Here is a 16,285-nt window from a genome sequence, read left to right as displayed (position 1 = left end):
CTTTTTGTCGACTTACAGCACAATGCCTGGCGATAATTTTTCAGGTAGGCTTACCTGCTGACTTTCTAAAGATGCCATTGGCCATGCACAGTAATCTGCGGCATAGAAAGCACTGGCACGATGATTCCCTGATGCACCAACACCACCAAATGGCGCGGCACTTGAAGCGCCTGTTAATGGTTTATTCCAGTTCACAATGCCTGCACGCGCTTCAATCAATAAACGATCAAACAGATCACGGTCAGGTGAAACTAGACCCACCGACAAACCGAATCGAGTGGCATTCGCCAGTGCCAAAGCCTCATCGAAATGGTCATAACGATAGATACAGCTGAGTGGCCCAAAATATTCTTCATCTGGCACATCGCTAACATGGGTCACGTCTAAAAGACCCGGACTTAACAAGCTGCTGTTGGCATCCGCTTGAGTAACAGGGAGCAGAACTTGAGCCCCTAAATCGATTAGGCGTTGTTGTGCTTGTAGAATTTGCTGTGCAGCATGCAATGAAATGACACCACCCATAAACGGTTGTGGCTGAGCATCCCACTGACCCACAACCAAATTACGGCTGACTTCAACTAAACGTTGAATGAAGGCATCGCCTAGTGCACCATTTTTAATGATTAAACGACGTGCACAAGTACAGCGCTGCCCCGCTGAAATAAAGGCAGATTGGACGGTTAAGTTCACCACCGCATCAATGTCGGTAATCTCGTCGATAATTAATGCGTTGTTGCCACCCATTTCTAGCGCGAGAATTTTTTCTGGTGCGCCCGCAAGCTGCTTGTGTAAGTGGTAACCCGTATTGGCACTGCCTGTGAACAACAAGCCATCAATTTCATGCGATTGGGCCAGTGCTTCACCTGTACTGCGACCACCTTGTACCAAGTTCAATACGCCTGCTGGTAAGCCTGCTTCTTGCCACAACTTCACGGTTTCTTCTGCTGTCCACGGCGTAAGTTCACTTGGTTTAAAAACAATGGTATTGCCCGCAATCAGCGCAGGGACGATATGACCATTTGGCAAGTGACCTGGGAAGTTATATGGGCCAAATACAGCCAAAACACCATGCGGACGGTGACGTAAAGACGCAGCGCCATCTGGCATTTCCGTCAGACTTTCACCTGTACGTTCGTGATAAGCACGTACTGAAATCGCTACTTTACCAATCATTGACTGAACTTCAGTCAATGTTTCCCAAATCGGCTTACTGGTTTCACGACTAATAATCGTTGCAAGCTGTTGTTTGTTTTGTTCTAACAAGCTGGCAAATCGTTGAATAATTTCAAGGCGCTCAGCTAAAGGACGGCGTGCCCAAGCGGCAAATGCTGCGCGTGCAGACTGACAAGCCTGTGCAACTTGCTCAGCTGTTGCTTCTGCACCATGCCAAATTGTGTCTTGCGTAACTGGATCGAGTTTGTCCCATGCTGTACCTTGTGCTGGAGACCATGTCCCGTTTATATATAAATTCCCTTGTGACATTATTTTTGCTCCATCTTATCTAAAGGCAACATACGAATGCTTTGCCCTGCTTGCACACCAAGGGCATGCGCTTGTTCTACCGTTAAACTTAAACTGTCTGTCTCAGCCGCATGCTGAATTAAAATCGCGCGATAGTCTTGATAGCGATCATTCGCCACCAAATAACGCCCTGCACCTTCTGGTACGCTATCGACAATTTTGACGGCACAAGTATGACTTTCTTTGACTGCACGCAGGCTACTGACTTCCGCTTCAAGCGTCGGGCCTGCATCAAAAATATCGACATAGCCTTGGTAACACAGCCCTTCTGACTCCAACACACGAGAGGCAGGAACAGTCTGAGGATGCACCTGTGCAATCACTTGTTGCGCAGCCATCGGCAGTAAGTCGATATACACAGGAAAACGTGGCATCAACTCCGCAATAAAGACTTTTTGTCCAATACCACTGAGGTAATCCGCAGTCGAGAAATCCATATTGAAAAAGTGATGGCCTAAGGCATCCCAAAATGGCGAACGACCATTTTCATCCGAATAACCACGCATTTCTGCAATCAGCTTATTTTGAAAAGCCTGTTTGAAAGCTGCGATAAACAGAAAACGAATCTTCGACAGTAGTTTTCCATTTTGGTCTTTGCGGTACTCTGGATCTAAAAACAGCGTGCAGAGTTCACTACAACCAGTATGGTCATTGCTTAAAAACAGCGTATTTAAAGTTTTATAAACATTCAGAGTTTGTGAGGCATGGACTTGTTTGCCCACATGGTAGTTATAAAAAGGTTCAGTTAAACCCACTGAAACTTCAATGGCACTCACACCCACCACACGTTGTAACTGAGTATCTTCTAAAACAAATAAATACCCTTGTTCACTCGGTGCAGCTTGCCCAGCTAAGGTCTTTTGTGTGCGTGCAATTCGAGCAGATAAGATCTCTTTATTTTGGGGTAAAGAAGTCAGGCCAACGCCCGACTTCCCCGCCAGAATGTAGATATCATCTAAATCTCGATGCTCTGCATGTCTAACAATCATCATAACCAGCGGCCTATCACGCGCCAACAAAGCGCGCGAGCGCACGTTCAAAGCGTTGTAAACCTGCTTCGATATCTGCTTCTGGAATAATTAATGATGGCGTGAAACGAACGACATTTGGACCTGCAACCAGCGCCAATAAGCCTTCTTCGCCCGCTAAAGTCACGATGTCTTTGGCTTTGCCTGCATATTCAGCTTTTAGTACACAGCCAATTAATAAACCTTGACCACGGACTTCTTCAAATAGGCCATAACGTGCATTTAACTGGTTTAAACCGTCGGCAAAAATTTGCGCACGTGTACGTACACCATTTAACACTTCTGGGGTATTGATCAAACCAAATACGGCATTGGCTACAGCAGACGCCAATGGGTTACCACCATAAGTCGTACCATGGTCACCCACCACAAACATGTTGGCAAACTTATCTGTTGTGATCATGGCACCAATTGGAAAACCGCCGCCGAGTGCTTTGGCTGTGGTTAAAATGTCTGGGATCACATCCGTATTCATATACGCATATAAAGCACCTGTACGACCGACACCTGTTTGTACTTCATCAAAAATAAGTACCGCACCATGTTGGTCACACAGTTCACGTAAGCCTTTTAAAAATTCAGGGCTTGCCGTAATGACACCACCTTCACCTTGAATCGGCTCAACAATCACCGCACACGTGTCTGCATCAATCGCTTCACGTACTGCGTCTAAATCATTAAATGGTAAGTGGTGAATACCTTCTGGAAGCGGTGCAAAATCTTGTGAATATTTCGGTTGACCACCTGCCGTAACCGTAAATAAAGTACGACCGTGGAAAGCATTTTTAAATGCAATAATTTTATTTTTGCGTGCAGAGCCTGAAAGTAGGCCCACTTTGCGTGCAAGTTTCAAAGCCGCTTCATTGGCTTCTGCACCAGAGTTACAGAAGAACACTTTATCTGCAAAGGTGTTATCAACTAATTGTTTTGCAAGCGCAAGTACGGGTTCATTGGTATAACCATTGCCAATGTGCCAAAGCTTTTGACCTTGTTCGACCAAAGCTTTCACCGCCACAGGGTGAGCATGTCCAAGCGCATTGACCGCAATACCGCCTGCAAAATCGATATATTCCTTACCTTGCTGATCCCATAAACGAGAACCTTCGCCACGCACAGGAATAAACTGAGCGGGTGCAAAAACTGGCACCATGTACTGATTAAAATCTTGGCGATTTGGTTGACTATTCTGGTTCATGGTTTGTTCGTCCTTAATAAATCTGATGTTGTTCTTTCTAATAATATGGTGTGCCCCGAAGGGCACGGAACTTCCCCTTAACCTGGGAAAATTCCTCGTTCTTTACGTGCTTTTAAGATACGTTTACACGCCAAGATGTATGCTGCTGTACGTAGGCTGCACTGCTTTTCGCTTGCAGTGAACCAAACGTCTTCAACTGCTGACATCATGAGTTTGTCTAAACGTTGGTTAATTTCTTCTTCTGTCCAGAAGTAGCTCGCCATGTCTTGAACCCATTCGAAGTAACTCACAGTTACACCGCCTGCGTTACACAGTACGTCAGGTACAATCGTGATTTTACGTTCTAACAGAATGTCTTCTGCGTCTGGATACGTTGGACCATTCGCACCTTCCAAGACTAATTTTGCAGTCAATTTTTGCGCACGCTCAGGCGTAATCTGACCTTCTAAAGCCGCTGGAATTAAAATATCCATTTCAACCGACCAGAACGCTTCATCTTCAATTAAAGTGGCATCTGGGAAACCTGCTACACCTTTATGAATCGCAACGTAGTCTTGTAACTGCTTAACGTCCATACCTTCAGCATTAAAGATCGTGCCTGTATGGTCTTGTACACACACCACTTTCGCATTGGCTTTATGGAATAAGTAACCCGCTTCGCTACCCACGTTACCGAAACCTTGGATTGCTACACGGCTGCCTTCAAGCGCAAGATTGATTTTCTTAGCAACTTCTAAACCAGTAACAAATACGCCACGACCTGTTGCACGCACACGGCCTAAAGAACCACCCAAGTGCACAGGCTTACCGGTTACTACACCTGTTACGGTATGACCTTTGATACTTGAATAGGTATCCATCATCCAACCCATGATGTCTGGATTGGTGCCTACATCTGGAGCAGGAATATCGACCTGTGGGCCAATCACTAGGCTAATTTCGCTAGTAAAACGGCGAGTTAAGCGTTCAAGTTCACGTGGAGACAATTTGCGAGGGTCTACACGAACACCACCTTTGGCGCCGCCATACGGTAAGTTCAATACCGCAGTTTTAATCGTCATCCACGCTGAGAGTGCCATGACTTCATTGAGTTCTACGTCTGGATGATAACGAATACCACCTTTACCCGGTCCACGCGACAAATTGTGCTGTACACGATAACCTTCGAAGTGCTGGATCGAACCATCGTCCATCACGATTGGTACATCAACAATCAAAGCGCGCTTAGGACGCTTTAAAGTATCGATGAATGGAATTAAGTCGTCTTCCAGATATGGCGCAACACGGTTAATCTGTGCAAGATAGGTCTGCCAAGCGCCACTATTGTCCATTTCATATGACAAAGACATGATGTTTCCCTTTGAAAATTTGGTGAATCAAATCCATTAAATAGATATGAGACATTACCCGCAGAACGCATCGCCTCAGCTCGATGTAACGTTCATGTGAATACTGCTCAATATGCATAGTATGAAAAATCAAACTGCGCCGAAAAAGTTGTAATTTTGATTAAAATGAAATAAATTTCATCAAATTGACAACAGGAAAAATCAAAATGAATGATACGGACAGTCAAATCCTCGGCTTACTGCAAGACAATGCGCGTATCTCGATTACTGAGATTGCCAACAAGCTCCGTATCTCTCGAAATACGGTACAAAAGCGCATTGAACATTTGGAAACCAGTGGTGTGATTACAGGCTATACGGTGCGGATTAAACCAGGGACTGAGAAAAATAGTATCCGAGCTTGGATGAATATTATGGTCGAAGGCACCAAGACCAGTGCGGTGGTCAAAGAGCTCAGAATCGACCCTGCCGTGCATACCTTGCATAGCACCAATGGCAAGTGGGATCTGTTGGTAGAGTTGAAGTCTGACAGCTTAGAAAATTTTGATCGGATTTTAGAACGAATTCGAAATATTTCAGGTATTTATAACACTGAAACCAGCATTTTGCTTTCTACCTATAAAGTTTAAAGTCGATAAAGTGAGACCACGAAAATTGCTGAATTGAAAAAAGGATTTATAATGAAATTATCATATAAAACAGCTCTTTTGGTGGCTTTGTTATTAATGGGTTGTTTAGTTGTAAGAATTTTTCTTTGGCAATATGAGGCATATAATGAGAGACGTGGTTACTGTACAGCAGAAGGAAAATATCTTTCAGAAGAAGAAAAATTGGAAAATTTGAAAGCAGATATAGTTGTTCAAGCTTTAGAAAAATGGATTAAAGATACGGAAGGAGAATATTATTCTAGAGTTTTTATTTCTAAATATGACTTAAGTGATAAAGAAAAGATTATTAATTTAATGAAAAAATATAATATTAATAAATCATTTGAAGAAAATTTTGGGATAATTGCGGTAGGAACAGTATCTGAATATATTAGTAGACGATCATGTTTGGAAAAAAATAAGAATTGTAATGATTATAGTAAGTCTAGAAATGGCCTGCGAGGGTTGTGGGAAAATGATAATACAGTTGATGTTGAATATTTAAAAAGCCTTAGCACAAGGTATTCAATTATTATTAGTGTGAAGGGGGGGATAATGTATTGATATATCCATTATCAAGTATTGTAAAGGAAAAAGAAAAAAGCTATACAATGTCATACTATTCAATTTATAAATTTTGTTGTGATAATAAAATGATTGAAGAGATGACAGGACAAACTAATAGGAGTACTCAAAAAAAAACAGCGGAACAGATCAAATTAGATTATAGTGAAATATTGGCTTTAAACCCAGATAGAATAGATGGTAAATATAGGGATAGTGTTTATATTTGCATTTGTTTGGTAGCATAAGTTTCTATAAACCAGAAATTGTACAAAAATATGGATTATTTTGGAATGTGGCAAGTTTGAAGGGAGATACATATCCACGTTTTACAAATATATTGATCTCAAGTTGTGGGAAAATTTCTAAAATTAATTAATTAGATTAAACATCTTTCATAAATTAAAAAGTGATCTTATTAGATTGATCAAATATTATCCCTCATAACTATAGGTTTCAGGGTCAGACCAATGTTAGACCTTACAATATTTTAAAAGAAACCGACTCTCCCCCCCTTATACACCCATAAAAAATCAGCCTTGAATGGGCAAGGCTGATTTTTTAACTGCTGGTTACTGGACTAATTTAAACAGATAAGTCCACGCACAAATATTTCATTTCGAGATATTCGTCGATACCAAATTTAGAGCCTTCACGACCTAAGCCAGACTGCTTCACACCACCAAAGGGAGCCACTTCGTTTGAAATCGCACCTGTGTTGATGCCGACCATACCATACTCAAGCGCTTCACCAACACGCCACTGACGTGCTGTGTTTTGGGTAAACAAGTAAGTTGCCAGACCAAACTCAGTGTCATTGGCCATTTGCACTGCTTCTTCTTCCGTTTTAAAACGGAACAAGGGTGCTAATGGACCAAAGGTTTCTTCTTTCGCGACTTTCATCTCTTGCGTCACTTCGGTTAAAAGTGTCGGTTCAAAGAAAGTTCCACCTAGGCTTGAGCGTTGACCACCAGTTTTAACCTGCGCACCTTTGCTAATGGCATCAGCAATATGCGACTGTACTTTTTCAATCGCGGCTTCATCGATCAGCGGGCCTTGTGTTGAAGTCTCAACTCGGCCATCACCCACTTTTAAGTTCGCGACAGCAACTGCCAGTTTTTCAACTAAAGCATCGTAAATGCCGTCTTGTACATAAATACGGTTGGCACATACACAGGTCTGTCCGCTATTGCGGAACTTGCTGGCCATAATACCTTGTACGGCTTGCTCAAGATTGGCATCATCAAACACCAAAACAGGTGCATTACCGCCTAATTCTAAAGACAGTTTTTTGATGGTTGGTGCACATTGTTGCATCAAGATACGACCAACTTGAGTTGAACCTGTGAAGCTCAACTTTTTCACTGTGTCGCTTTCACACAGTGTTTTACCCACTTCGCTTGAATCACCACTGATGTGTAATAACACATCTTGTGGTAAACCCGCTCGTAGCGCTAACACTTCTAAAGCATATGCCGTTAAAGGCGTTTGCTCAGCAGGTTTCACAATCATTGAGCATCCTGCTGCAATTGCAGGTGCGGCCTTACGTGTGATCATTGCTGCGGGGAAGTTCCACGGCGTAATTGCGGCCGTAACACCAATCGCCTGTTTGATCACCAACAAACGTTGGTTCGGCAGTGTTGGTGTTAAAACTTCACCATCGATACGGCGCGCTTGTTCTGCAAACCAACGAATAAATGAAGCCGCATAGCCAATTTCACCACGTGCTTCTGCTAAAGGCTTACCTTGTTCAGCAGTCAAAATCTGAGCCAATGACTCTTTATTTTCCTGCATCAAATCAAACCAAGCCCAAAGCACATCAGCACGTTGTAGAGCTGTTTGCGCTTTCCACGCAGTTTGTGCCTTTTGAGAACGAGCAATCACTTGCTCAACTGACGCTCGGTCATGGGATTTCACCCATGCCAAGGTGTCATGTGTTGACGCATCTTTGACTTCGATGTAACCGCCATTTTCAGGCTGATCAAAACAAATATCTGGATGCTGTAATAAATCTTTATATTGCGCTTGAAGCATCATCATTACTCTTCAATTATGCTGCAGCAGAAAGTGCAAAACCTTGTTTTAAAATGTTTAAGCCAGCACGGAATTGTTCTGCAGGAATCGTTAAAGGATATAAGAAACGGATCACATTACCATAACGACCACAGGTCAAAATAAGCAAGCCATTTTGCATTGCATAGTTTTGAATTGCTTTCGCTTGATCCGCCGTTTCCAACTCAATCGCGACCATTGAACCCAACGCACGAATTTCTTGGACTGTAGACGAAGACTGTTTGAGTTCATTCAGAACTTCAACCAACTCTGCGCCCAATACATTTGCACGTTCGCAAAGACCTTCTTCTTCAATCACGTCTAGTACTGCATGTGCAGAAGCTACAGCCACTGGGTTACCTGCATAAGTCCCACCTAGACCACCTGGGTTTGGAGCATCCATCACTTCAGCACGGCCAACCACGCCAGAGATTGGGAAACCACCACCAAGACTTTTCGCCATCGTGATTAAATCCGCTTTGGTCTCGTAGTGATCCATGGCAAATAACTTACCAGTACGTGCAAAGCCTGTCTGTACTTCATCTGCAATAATCAAAATACCGTGTTGATCACATAGCGCACGTAAACGCTTTAAGAATTCAGCAGGAACAACGTTGAAACCGCCTTCACCTTGAACAGGTTCAAGTACAATAGCAGCTACATCATGTGCCGCAATATCTTCTGCAAAAATATCTTCAATGCTTTCAATCGCAGTATCTACAGTAATGCCTTTTGACTCTACTGGGTAGCGTGCATGGAAAACACCTGAAGGCATCACACCAAAGTCACGTTTGTACGGTGCAGTTTTACCCGTCATTGCCATGGTCATAAATGAACGACCGTGGAAACCGTTACCAAAAGTCACAATACCGTGACGACCTGTGTAAGAACGTGCAATTTTCACTGCATTTTCTACAGCTTCAGCACCAGTAGAGAAGAATGTTGTTTTCGCTTCACCAGCAATTGGCGCACGTGCATTAATACGTTCAGCTAAAGAAACATAGCTTTCATACGGTACAACTTGGTACGCTGTATGGGTGAATTTAGTCAATTGTTCAGTAACAGCAGCAATAATTTTAGGATGACGGTGACCTGTGTTCAGTACCGCAATACCGCCCGCGAAGTCTGTATATTGATTCCCTTCAGCATCCCAAATGGTGGAATTTTCTGCTTTCTCCGCATACCATTGACACATGACACCAACGCCACGAGGAGTCGCTTTTAGTTTACGTGCGTTCAGTGCAGAGTGTTTACTGTCCATTTTGTATCCTCATTCTTGATTCATACATTTATAAAATTTCAGCGTCCCGATCATGCTTTTTGCTGATTTACAAAGGACGTGGGGTTTATTGCATTTTGCGCTTTTATTGGCACTAGACGAGAGCCACTTTTCATCAGACAGATGGAGCCAATTCACCCGCCCCCTTTATAATTATTTTCCACATAAAATATTTATTTATTAAAAATAAATAACTTAAATAATATGAATTTTAAAAAGGCATACTTATTCAAGAGGGCCATTACGGTATTCAACCGAATCACCCAAAATGCTAAAGAAGCCCAAAATTCAGCAAATGACTATGCCAACCTAGAAACCATTTATGTCCTTCTTTAATCTTTTCTAATTGTATTTTCAAGCCGTTGTATTCGATTATGTAAATCATCTAAAAAAACTTTTGCTTTGGATGCGACTTGTGTATATTTCCAGCCCCTTAGTCTCGGGCATTTGCTCCCAACGTCTACAAGCGAAATGCTTTACAACGGCTGCCTGACGAGATAATTTTGCATTTATGGTAATCACTCACGAAAAGCCATTTTAATATTGTAGGAGAGAGCCAATTGCGTAGCTTGCTTGGAGATTATTTACTGCAACGATTACAGCAAGATATTGACGGAACCCTACAATTGCGGTTGTTTCGCTGCTTACGCAACGCCATTATTGACAGTGTACTCGCACCCAAAACTCGCCTACCTGCATCACGTGACTTAGCCAAAGAAATTAAAGTCTCACGCAATACTGTACTCAGTGCATATGAACAATTACAAGCGCAAGGCTATGTTGAAGCACGTACAGGCCAAGGCACTTGGGTCGCTGAAAAACTGCCTGAATCCTTTTTGGTCAAAGCTGAAAATACCAATAGCCAAACTCAAGAAAAAAAGACCCAGCAGAATTATAATTTGTCGCAGCGCGGTTCCTATCTCATCGGCTATTCAGCTGCATCGCCTTACCAATGGGGCGCGTTTGTGCCCGGTGCACCTGATGTCACAGAATTTCCGCACCATATTTTTAGCCGTATTCAGACCCGCCTCAGCCGTGAACCCGAAATCAACAGTCTCATTTATAGCAATGCGGGCGGTTGTTTAGAGCTGCGCCAAGAACTGGCGGAATACCTCAAAATTGCGCGTTCGGTGCAATGCGATGCAGACCAAATCATTATTACTGAAGGAACACACCAGGCGATCGATTTGGTTTCACGGACCTTAAGTGACCCTGGCGATGAAGTTTGGATTGAAGATCCTGCTTATTGGGGAGCACGTAATATTTTACGCATTAATGGCGTGAATCTACGCTCCTTACCTGTCGATCAAGAAGGTATTATTCCTGACCTAGACCCGAAAACCCCGCCTAAACTGATTTTTGTGACGCCTTCACATCAATACCCTTTAGGCTCTCACTTAAGTTTAGAACGTCGTAAACAGCTGATTGCCATCGCACGCCAGCATAAAAGCTGGATTGTAGAAGATGACTATGACAGTGAGTTCCGCTTCTCGGGTCAGCCCTTCCCTTCTTTGCAAGGTTTGGAGCCAGATGCACCTGTCATTTATATGGGAACCTTCAGTAAAACCATCTACCCTGCGTTGCGCATTGGTTATTTGGTGGTCCCTAAAAAGTTGTTTTCACCACTGCGTATTGTGGCATCGGAGTTATATCGGGGCGGGCATTTACTGGATCAAAAAGTTTTGGCAGAGTTCATCCGTGAGGGCCATTATGAAGCACATATTCGTCGTATGCGTTTACTCTATAGCAAGCGTCACGCCTTTTTAATCGATCTGATTACACGTCATCTTGGGGCAGATTTCCTGCATGAATACAATACCGCTGCTGGTTTACATTTGATTTTAAAGCTGCCGAGCAACATGGATGATGTGTTAATTGCCAGCAATGCACTTGATCAAGGCGTAAAAGTTCGAGCACTGTCACAATACTATACCAAGCATTATTCAACACGGCAGAAAGGACTACTATTGGGCTTTGCCTGTGTCCGTGAACAAGAAATATTGGTGGCTTTTGGTGTGTTACTCAAATGTCTGCGAAATGCAGGAGTTCGTACGCTGAGTTGATTATTTTTATAAATTAGATACTTAAGTTTTTTTACAACCCTTCGACTTACGACTAAAGCCGCAGTTACAAAGCTGAGTTTTGCTGCTTCATTCTATAAATTATTGAGATGAGAGTAAACATTGGCTCCCCAGCTTTTCACATTTTAGCTGCAATTGGCTCCTTCCAAATGCTAAAAAATGGCTCTCGTTTACTGAGAACAAAAAAGAGAGATTAGGTGCATACATAAACAACATGTAACCGTTTTGTAGCCAAAGTGTGATTTTTCACGCTTTGACACGAATATCAGATTTATTCATTTTTGCCTTAATAATGATAAAGCCTCTGATCATTCGGTTACAGTTTTAAAGGATAAGTAGTCCGAAAAAGGCTTTGCCCCCTTTTGAAGCTACCTCCTTAAGATTAAGGAAAATTATATGGAAGCACCTAAACAAAGCGCTGTGTCGGATGCATCTCAAGGCTTAAAAAATGGACTTAAGTCGCGTCATCTCACCATGATCTCGATTGCAGGTGTCATTGGTGGTTCACTGTTCATCGGCTCGGGAAATGTTATCTATTCGGCAGGCCCGGCTGCAGTTTTGGCCTATGCATTTGGTGGATTACTCATTCTGTTAATCATGCGTATGCTGGGTGAAATGGCTGTTCTCAATCCAGACAGTGGGTCGTTTTCAACCTATGCTGATCGTGCCATTGGTCGTTGGGCTGGTTTTACCATTGGCTGGCTGTATTGGTGTTCTTGGGCTTTGCTGATGGGTTGGGAAGCCTATGTCGCAGGTAAAATTCTCAACAGCTGGTTTCCCTTTATCCCAATCTGGGGGTACATGCTGGTCGTAATTGTGTCCTTAGTTTTGGTTAACTTGCAAAATGTCAAAAACTATGGTGAATTTGAGTTTTGGTTTGCACTCATCAAAGTAATTGCGATTGTGATTTTCTTAGTGATTGGTAGCTTGGCTATCATGCATTTATGGCCATGGGGTCAAGCAACTGCATCAGGAATCACGCATTTAACTGCGGACGGCTTCATGCCGAACGGTTTCTCGGCAGTGATCACCGCCTTACTTGGGGTTATGTTTGCCTATATCGGTGCTGAAATTGTTACGGTTGCGGCAGCAGAATCAGAAAATCCTGCCCGTGAAATCCGTAAAGCGTCTAACTCTGTGGTTTGGCGAATTATGTTGTTCTATGTCGGTTCAATGTTTATTACCGTCTGCCTAATTCCACATAACAATCCACTGTTAAAAGATCCCACTTGGGGAACCTATAGTGTGACTTTGTCAGCACTTGGCATTCCAGAAGCAAAACACATTGTTAACTTTGTAGTCCTAACCTCAGTATGTAGCTGTTTTAACTCGGCTCTCTATACCTGCTCACGGATGTTATTTTCACTGTCAAAACGTGGCGATGCACCGAAAAGCTTCGGTTCAATCAACCGTAATGGTAGTCCGTGGATGGGCGTTCTGGTCTCGTCATTATTTGCTCTGGTGGCAACGTACCTTACTGCAACTGAAAGTATGAATGTCTATGACATCTTCATGTTAGCAACAGGTACAGCAGCGTTGTATGTCTACCTGACCATTGCCTTCTCACAATTACGTATGCGTAAAAAATTAGAAGCCGAAGGACAAGTGATTGACTTTAAAATGTGGTTATTCCCTTGGCTCACTTATCTTGCCATCGTCTTTATCATTGGCGCGCTCATTACTATGCTTGTGGAAGGTACCTACTTTAAAGAAGTGACTTACACAAGTTTACTTGCCTTGTTTATTGTTGGATTGGGCATCTGTGCACAGAAGTTTAACTGGGGAAAGCATGCTCAAGATAAGCCGATGAACACTCAAGCCGATTTGAGCAATAACCTTTAGTTTTAAAATAATGTGGTAATGATCTAACTTCAAACTAGATTAGACCGATGGCTTTCAAGTAAGAGCCATCGGTTTTTTAATGATACGAAATGACCACTTAGATAAAAAAAGAAATCTTAATTAAGATCTTTAATCACCACGTTTTTATGGTAAGCCTCGACAGGCTGCCCCACGATTACACGGTTCTTCAGTGCCCCTTCACGCCAACTTGAACGGTAAATGCCCATTTGGAAATAAGGCGACCACTTTTGATGGTAATTATTGACCCCGCTGATGTTGGCTACTTCTTTCCCATTATGTTTCACCACCACTTTCCCGGGAATCAGTTGATTGTTTGTATCAAGTTCTGACCATTGGATATCAAAATTCCAATCATTCCACTGGTTATAAGCCACAGGCACATCTAAGACATAACGCTTCAAAAGCGTTTCTGGAACCGCCAATGGTGAGGTCATTGGCTTCAACTCATATAAATGTAACTGCCATTCAGGTTTTAGACCTGAAAGCACCAAGGCTATTGGAGGATTCAAATCCTTTCCATTTAGGTTAAAACCATGCCACTGCGCCAATATTGTTCCATACTGAAATGCTGGCCATGTTGAGGGAATATAATGAGAAAAAGAATAGTTATAATGCCCCCAACTAAATTGCTTTCGTTGTATTTCCGCGCGATAACATTGACCATCATCAGGCACGACAAATTTGGCAACATTCTGCCCTGTACCAGCTGGATCTTTAACTATCGTTGCTGAACTACGATTTTCAAAGTGGAGAGCCATTGCATTCCACGTCGACAGATCATTGCTGTATTTATCGACACGAATCGTCCCTGTTTCAAAGCCATCACGAAAAATAACCTTACCCTTTTCTTCTGTATTATCGACCAATTCATCATCATTTTCAGAGTCTGGTATCACATCTGATGGATTGATAACTTGTTCTGTATTTCTTGCGAAGACTTGTAGTTTGACCGTAGTGGTTTGACTGTCTTGTTGACCATCATTCACCACTAAACTCAGTTCATAATCTCCTGTACGGTCTGGAATAAAATGAAATGTTTTATCTGTACTGGCACCCAGACTGGGAAAGCTATTTTCAGGCTTTTTAACAACCGACCAGCGATAGCTCAATGTGGTCGTGCCATCATCAGTACTTTCAGAACCATCTAAAAGTATACTATCCCCGACCATAGCACTGTCTTGCGTTGACTGAATTACGGCTACAGGCATTTCATTTTGAACATCTTTTACCGTTGCTGTTGTTGACTGCTCATCCTCACCGCCCCCGCAAGCACTCATCCCCAAAACTGTAGCGAAAACTAAAAAACATCTAATTTTTTTCATGCAAATGCACTCTATTTATACCCACCCAAAATCTGCCATGTACCTTGCCTCACCCATTTCTCGTTGAGAATAGGGAGCAATGGAACATGGCCAAATTCAATTTTTAAAAACCTAAAAACGAGCTTCATTTGAAACAATGAAACGTGCTGCTTTAATTATTGATAAATGATCAATTTTCCCCAAAATCAACCGTTCAGCGCAGCCTGCTCATCTTATAACATTATGAAAATGCAACTCTGCTTTTTTTATGGCTGAATACCTCAAAAAATGATTATCAGGGATTAATATTTTACCAAATCTAAAATGGAAGTAAGTAAAACCAAAAACACTGTTTTAAAATCAATATGTTATTTTTTTGTATCTTGGTGTGTATTTTATACCAAACAGTAAATAATATCTAAAACAGATTTCCTATAGGATTTTAGGGAATTGATAAAAAAAATTAAGAAAGGAATGTATTATCATGAAGTTAACTTTAAAAACTGCTTTACCAATTGCCTTAATTTGTGCGATTCCAACTGCGCAAGCTGCCACCTCTGACGGGAAAACATGGGGCGTTTCAGCAGGCTGGTTACATGTAATGCCTCAAAGTGAAAAACAGGGTGTATATGGCAGTACGACAGAGAAAACACCGTTAATTCCCAATACACCTGCGTCATCCCCTCAAGCTGGTTTTGAAGTACAAGATGCTGACACCGCAGGTTTAATCCTCGATTATTTTGTGAATGACAATGTTTCTCTAGAGTTGGTTCTAGGTGCACCGCCAGAAATGGAACTTTCTGGAAAAGGGCGTATTACGATCCCTATTTTAGGTACAGAACGTACCGCAGCTAATTTAGATAAGTTTGATAAAATTGCGACCACAGACGCCTATACGCCGACCTTTTTAGCAAAATATCATTTTGGGGCAATCAACAATAAACTCCGCCCTTATGTCGGTGCTGGTGTCATGTATGCACATTTTAGTGATGTTAAAGCAGATCCAAATGTAAATACTGAATTGAATAGCGATCCACTCTTAGCGTTACTAAAACCTGAGCTTGGAAAAATTAAGGTTGACGATGCTTTTGCACCTGTGGTGATTGCAGGTTTAGATTACAATATTAATCAAGACTGGTTTGCGACTGCTTCTGTAAGTTATGCCCATCTTTCCACTAAAGCTGAGTTAAACGTCATCGGTAATACTGAATTATTTAATCCGAACAGTCCGCGTGATAGCATTCTCAAAGGTGAAAGTAAAATTGAAATTAATCCTATTGTGACTTATTTAGGGATTGGTTACCGCTTCTAAGATTTGAGTATCTATTAGTTGATATTTATTGAGGTTATTCTGACGACAGGGTAACCTTTTAAAACACCTAATTCACCGATAAAAATGCATTCA

At 42.2% G+C, this 16,285-nt stretch carries 12 protein-coding genes; 5 read left to right on the top strand and 7 right to left on the bottom strand.

Annotation, left to right across the window (positions count from 1 at the left end):
- Window positions 1-12 precede the first annotated feature (12 nt).
- The 4 genes from astD to PTT44_RS12095 form a co-directional block, all read right to left on the bottom strand.
- Window positions 13-1,482, bottom strand: coding sequence for a succinylglutamate-semialdehyde dehydrogenase (gene astD / locus PTT44_RS12110; protein ID WP_058952228.1), 1,470 nt, complete (start codon window positions 1,480-1,482; stop codon window positions 13-15).
- Window positions 1,482-2,513, bottom strand: coding sequence for an arginine N-succinyltransferase (gene astA / locus PTT44_RS12105; RefSeq protein WP_058952229.1), 1,032 nt, complete (start codon window positions 2,511-2,513; stop codon window positions 1,482-1,484). Before astA ends, astD begins: the two co-directional genes overlap by 1 nt.
- Window positions 2,514-2,526: 13 nt before the next feature.
- Complete coding sequence (locus tag PTT44_RS12100; RefSeq protein ID WP_168158447.1) at window positions 2,527-3,744, bottom strand: aspartate aminotransferase family protein; 1,218 nt, start codon at window positions 3,742-3,744, stop codon at window positions 2,527-2,529.
- A gap of 77 nt (window positions 3,745-3,821) precedes the next feature.
- The gene (locus tag PTT44_RS12095) at window positions 3,822-5,096 is read right to left on the bottom strand and encodes a Glu/Leu/Phe/Val family dehydrogenase (RefSeq protein WP_171527516.1); all 1,275 of its coding nucleotides are present in this window, start codon (window positions 5,094-5,096) and stop codon (window positions 3,822-3,824) included.
- A gap of 203 nt (window positions 5,097-5,299) precedes the next feature.
- Here PTT44_RS12095 and PTT44_RS12090 point away from each other — a divergent pair, with 203 nt between their 5' ends.
- The gene (locus PTT44_RS12090) at window positions 5,300-5,722 is read left to right on the top strand and encodes an Lrp/AsnC family transcriptional regulator (protein ID WP_168158449.1); all 423 of its coding nucleotides are present in this window, start codon (window positions 5,300-5,302) and stop codon (window positions 5,720-5,722) included.
- Between the two features lie 51 nt (window positions 5,723-5,773).
- Entirely contained in the window at window positions 5,774-6,304 is a 531-nt protein-coding gene (locus PTT44_RS12085; protein ID WP_168158450.1) for a hypothetical protein, read from the top strand.
- Window positions 6,305-6,889: 585 nt separating this feature from the next.
- Here PTT44_RS12085 and PTT44_RS12080 read toward each other — a convergent pair.
- Complete coding sequence (locus tag PTT44_RS12080; RefSeq protein ID WP_168158579.1) at window positions 6,890-8,338, bottom strand: NAD-dependent succinate-semialdehyde dehydrogenase; 1,449 nt, start codon at window positions 8,336-8,338, stop codon at window positions 6,890-6,892.
- Window positions 8,339-8,354: 16 nt separating this feature from the next.
- Window positions 8,355-9,617 carry a 4-aminobutyrate--2-oxoglutarate transaminase gene (gene gabT / locus PTT44_RS12075; protein WP_168158451.1) on the bottom strand — a complete coding sequence of 421 codons (1,263 nt, stop codon included), beginning with the start codon at window positions 9,615-9,617 and terminating at the stop codon, window positions 8,355-8,357.
- A 578-nt stretch (window positions 9,618-10,195) separates the two neighbouring features.
- Between gabT and pdxR the strand changes: the two genes are divergently transcribed.
- Together pdxR and PTT44_RS12065 are read left to right on the top strand one after the other, a co-directional pair.
- Complete coding sequence (gene pdxR / locus PTT44_RS12070; protein ID WP_005400033.1) at window positions 10,196-11,698, top strand: MocR-like pyridoxine biosynthesis transcription factor PdxR; 1,503 nt, start codon at window positions 10,196-10,198, stop codon at window positions 11,696-11,698.
- Between the two features lie 414 nt (window positions 11,699-12,112).
- Entirely contained in the window at window positions 12,113-13,558 is a 1,446-nt protein-coding gene (locus tag PTT44_RS12065) for an amino acid permease (protein WP_168158452.1), read from the top strand.
- Window positions 13,559-13,674: 116 nt separating this feature from the next.
- On the opposite strand, the gene PTT44_RS12060 is transcribed toward PTT44_RS12065, so the two are convergent.
- Window positions 13,675-14,901, bottom strand: a complete 1,227-nt coding sequence (locus PTT44_RS12060) for a heparin lyase I family protein (RefSeq protein WP_168158453.1) — start codon at window positions 14,899-14,901, stop codon at window positions 13,675-13,677.
- Window positions 14,902-15,364: 463 nt separating this feature from the next.
- Here PTT44_RS12060 and PTT44_RS12055 point away from each other — a divergent pair, with 463 nt between their 5' ends.
- Window positions 15,365-16,192 carry an OmpW/AlkL family protein gene (locus tag PTT44_RS12055; protein ID WP_168158454.1) on the top strand — a complete coding sequence of 276 codons (828 nt, stop codon included), beginning with the start codon at window positions 15,365-15,367 and terminating at the stop codon, window positions 16,190-16,192.
- Window positions 16,193-16,285 lie beyond the last annotated feature (93 nt).

The sequence above is a fragment of the Acinetobacter sp. Gutcm_16 genome (assembly GCF_028649355.1).
Lineage (GTDB): Bacteria > Pseudomonadota > Gammaproteobacteria > Pseudomonadales > Moraxellaceae > Acinetobacter > Acinetobacter johnsonii.
This window is presented reverse-complemented; position numbering and strand designations above follow the sequence as displayed.